Annotated in this window: 2 tRNA genes and 2 rRNA genes; all 4 read right to left on the reverse strand. The window is 46.6% G+C overall.

Annotated elements, in window-relative coordinates:
- Positions 1–1794, reverse strand: a 23S ribosomal RNA gene (locus SOP96_RS00920); the annotation flags it as partial.
- Positions 1795–1952: 158 nt separating this feature from the next.
- Positions 1953–2026: transfer RNA gene (locus SOP96_RS00925), tRNA-Ala, on the reverse strand.
- A 75-nt stretch (positions 2027–2101) separates the two neighbouring features.
- Positions 2102–2175: transfer RNA gene (locus SOP96_RS00930), tRNA-Ile, on the reverse strand.
- Between the two features lie 294 nt (positions 2176–2469).
- Positions 2470–3986: ribosomal RNA gene (locus tag SOP96_RS00935) — 16S ribosomal RNA — on the reverse strand.
- Between the last annotated feature and the right edge of the window lie 755 nt (positions 3987–4741).

Below are 4741 nucleotides of genomic sequence, written 5' to 3' on the forward strand. Positions count from 1 at the left end.
AGTTACGGCCGCCGTTTACTGGGGCTTCAGTCAAACGCTTCGGTTACCCTAACGCCCTTCCTTAACCTTCCAGCACCGGGCAGGTGTCAGACCCTATACAGCATCTTTCGATTTAGCAGAGTCCTGTGTTTTTGATAAACAGTCGCCTGGGCCTCTTCACTGCGGCCACCATTGCTGATGGCGTCTCTTCTTCCGAAGTTACGAGACTATTTTGCCTAGTTCCTTAGCCACGACTCACTCGAGCACCTTAGGATTCTCTCCTCGACCACCTGTGTCGGTTTTGGTACGGGTTGCTTCACTTCGGCTTTTCTTGGAAGCACTTTCCCTACAGCAACTTCGCCCGAAGGCTAGGTCTTGACTATTCCGTCAGTCTTCAGTAAGTACGGCACTCCGTCCCCTTTTTAGTGTGAGCAAGTATGGGAATATTAACCCATTGTCCATCCACTTCCCCTTTCGGGTGCGCGTTAGGTCCCGACTAACCCTCAGCTGATTAGCATGGCTGAGGAAACCTTAGTCTTTCGGTGAGGGGGTTTCTCGCCCCCTTTATCGTTACTTATGCCTACATTTTCTTTTCTGTCCGCTCCACAATACCTCACGATACTGCTTCGGCGCAAACAGAATGCTCTCCTACCAGATGTATTAATACAAATCCATAGCTTCGGTAATATGTTTATGCCCGATTATTATCCATGCCGGACCGCTCGACTAGTGAGCTGTTACGCACTCTTTAAATGAATGGCTGCTTCCAAGCCAACATCCTAGCTGTCAATGCAGTCCAACCGCGTTGCTTCAACTTAACATATATTTGGGGACCTTAGCTGTTGGTCTGGGTTCTTTCCCTCTCGGACATGGACCTTAGCACCCATGCCCTCACTGCCGACCATCATTTATTAGCATTCGGAGTTTGTCAGGAATTGGTAGGCGATGAAACCCCCGCATCCAATCAGTAGCTCTACCTCTAATAAACTATAAATCGACGCTGCACCTAAATGCATTTCGGAGAGTACGAGCTATCTCCCAGTTTGATTGGCCTTTCACCCCTACCCACAGGTCATCCGAAGACTTTTCAACGTCAACCGGTTCGGTCCTCCACTTTGTGTTACCAAAGCTTCAACCTGCCCATGGGTAGATCACAAGGTTTCGCGTCTAATCCTACTAACTATACGCCCTATTCAGACTCGCTTTCGCTCCGGCTCCGGACCTGAAGTCCTTAACCTCGCTAGTAAAATTAACTCGTAGGCTCATTATGCAAAAGGCACGCCGTCACAGAATTTATCTGCTCCGACCGCTTGTAGGCGTACGGTTTCAGGTTCTATTTCACCCTTCTATTCGAAGTGCTTTTCACCTTTCCTTCACAGTACTTGTTCACTATCGGTCTTTCAGGAGTATTTAGCCTTGGAGGATGGTCCCCCCATATTCAGACAGGATTTCACGTGTCCCGCCCTACTCATTTATCATCTTAATATACCTTTCGATTACCGGGCTATCACCGTCTATGGCCGCACTTTCCAGTACGTTCTTCTAAATATATAAAGACTTTTGGGCTAATCCGCTTTCGCTCGCCACTACTTACGGAATCTCTTCGATTTCTTTTCCTCCGGGTACTTAGATGTTTCAGTTCTCCGGGTTTGCTCCTCTTGCGAGGTGACATGTCTTCAACATGCCGGGTTGCCCCATTCGGATATCTACGGATCTATTCGTGTGTGCCAATCCCCGTAGCTTTTCGCAGCTTACCACGTCCTTCGTCGCCTCTGAAAGCCTAGGCATCCGCCATACGCCCTTAACGATTTCTTTCCTATTTTTAGGTTACTCAAGCACTTATAAGTGCTCGGTTTTCTCTTTGTGATGTCTTTACCGTTAATGTCAATGATCTTAATGTCTTCTTTTCCGATTGATGAACAGATGTTGTTTTTGGCTCCATCCGTAACTTTTAAATCAATCTTCCAAAACTGTGGAGAATAAGGGAGTCGAACCCTTGACCTCCTGCGTGCAAGGCAGGCGCTCTAGCCAGCTGAGCTAATTCCCCCTCTAGGTGCTGTTGGCTTCTTGCTAATTGCTTTTGGCCATCAGCTATAAGCCATTTGCCAGCCGCTTTAATTAGTAGTCTCGGGCAGGCTCGAACTGCCGACCTCTACATTATCAGTGTAGCGCTCTAACCAGCTGAGCTACGAGACTCTTTGTGTTCCGAGTTCCGTGTTTTTGGTTCCGGGTTATCCGTATCCATTAACTCGTACCCCGTCTCTCTGTTCCCTGATACTAATTTCTAGTGGGTTTTGTATTTTTTATATATTTTACAGGTAAAAAGTTGAAAGTAAGAGGTAAGAAGCTAAGCTTAATGCATGAACTTTTTTCCTTTAACTTTTATCTTTTAACTATAAAACCAACCAATAAAAAAACTAAAGCTTTACTTTGAGATAAGTACTTGTATCTTGCGATACTAATTTTGTTTATCGTCTAAAAGACGCTCTAAAATGAGATGTTCCAGCCGCACCTTCCGGTACGGCTACCTTGTTACGACTTAGCCCTAGTTACCTGTTTTACCCTAGGCAGCTCCTGTTACGGTCACCGACTTCAGGTACCCCAGACTTCCATGGCTTGACGGGCGGTGTGTACAAGGCCCGGGAACGTATTCACCGCGCCATGGCTGATGCGCGATTACTAGCGATTCCAGCTTCATAGAGTCGAGTTGCAGACTCCAATCCGAACTGAGACCGGCTTTCGAGATTTGCATCACATCGCTGTGTAGCGGCCCTCTGTACCGGCCATTGTATTACGTGTGTGGCCCAAGGCGTAAGGGCCGTGATGATTTGACGTCATCCCCACCTTCCTCTCTACTTGCGTAGGCAGTCTTACTAGAGTCCTCAACTTAATGGTAGCAACTAGTAACAGGGGTTGCGCTCGTTGCAGGACTTAACCTAACACCTCACGGCACGAGCTGACGACAACCATGCAGCACCTTGAAAATTGCCCGAAGGAAGGTCTATTTCTAAACCGGTCAATTCCCATTTAAGCCTTGGTAAGGTTCCTCGCGTATCATCGAATTAAACCACATAATCCACCGCTTGTGCGGGCCCCCGTCAATTCCTTTGAGTTTCAAACTTGCGTTCGTACTCCCCAGGTGGCTTACTTATCACTTTCGCTTAGTCTCTGAACCCGAAAGCCCAAAAACGAGTAAGCATCGTTTACAGCGTGGACTACCAGGGTATCTAATCCTGTTCGCTCCCCACGCTTTCGTCCATCAGCGTCAGTTAAGACATAGTGACCTGCCTTCGCAATTGGTGTTCTAAGTAATATCTATGCATTTCACCGCTACACTACTTATTCCAGCCACTTCTACCTTACTCAAGACATGCAGTATCAATGGCAGTTTCACAGTTGAGCTGTGAGATTTCACCACTGACTTACACATCCGCCTACGGACCCTTTAAACCCAATAAATCCGGATAACGCTTGCACCCTCCGTATTACCGCGGCTGCTGGCACGGAGTTAGCCGGTGCTTATTCGTACAGTACCTTCAGCTATCTACACGTAGATAGGTTTATCCCTGTACAAAAGAAGTTTACAACCCATAGGGCCGTCGTCCTTCACGCGGGATGGCTGGATCAGGCGCTAACCCATTGTCCAATATTCCTCACTGCTGCCTCCCGTAGGAGTCTGGTCCGTGTCTCAGTACCAGTGTGGGGGATCACCCTCTCAGGCCCCCTAAAGATCATCGACTTGGTGAGCCGTTACCTCACCAACTATCTAATCTTGCGCGTGCCCATCTTTATCCACCTCAGTTTTCAATTTTAAATGATGCCATCCAAAATATTATGGGGTATTAATCTTCCTTTCGAAAGGCTATCCCCCTGATAAAGGCAGGTTGCACACGTGTTCCGCACCCGTACGCCGCTCTCAAGATCCCGAAAGATCTCTACCGCTCAGCTTGCATGTGTTAGGCCTCCCGCTAGCGTTCATCCTGAGCCAGGATCAAACTCTCCATTGTATGTTTGTCTGTCTCTCTCAAAGTTTTTTAACGCTTTAGTTTTTCCTTACTTGGTTGTTATATTGTATGTCAATGATCTTCATTTCTTCCGCTTTCTTACGAAGCCTTCTTTCTGTCAGTGTATGCTCCGTATTTGCGAGTGCAAAAGTAAAAATTATTTTTGATTCAGCCAAATGTTCTGAAGAAAATTTTAAAGTTTTTTTAGTAACCTTAATCCTTCATCCCCTATTCTGCCAATCCAACTCCTGCGCCCCGTTTTACCGGACTGCAAAGATACTCATCTTTTTTTCACCCACAAGTTTTTTTATAAAAAAATTGTAAAAGTTTCTGACTGTACCCCATGTAAGAGTTTCTAATTTTACGCCTCCTAAAAGGCTTCCCTGCGCTACCTACTTCCTTGCGTTTTCAGTGGGGCAAAGATAAAAACTTTATCCGTTACAAAACAAGTTTATTTAACATAAAATTTACTTTTAGGTAATATTTAACCGTAACTCCCTGGGAGTACGATGGATTAATTTTATTAAAGAATAGGAAAAAGGAAAAAGGGAGAAGCGAAAGGTGTGAGGGAAGTCTGAGAGGGGAAGGAAGGGAAACCTTCAAGGTTTTGAAAACCTTGAAGGTTGGGCCGGGAAAAAGGGCTTTTGTTGTTCTTTATCGTCAAAGCGACCTCCACCCCAGCCCGGATCGAGCGGCGTGTATGAGCTCTTTTCCAGTAATGGGGTTTGGGGGGGGGGCCCCCCCCAACCCCCACACCA

The sequence above is a fragment of the Chryseobacterium salviniae genome (assembly GCF_035819015.1).
Classification (GTDB): domain Bacteria; phylum Bacteroidota; class Bacteroidia; order Flavobacteriales; family Weeksellaceae; genus Chryseobacterium; species Chryseobacterium salviniae.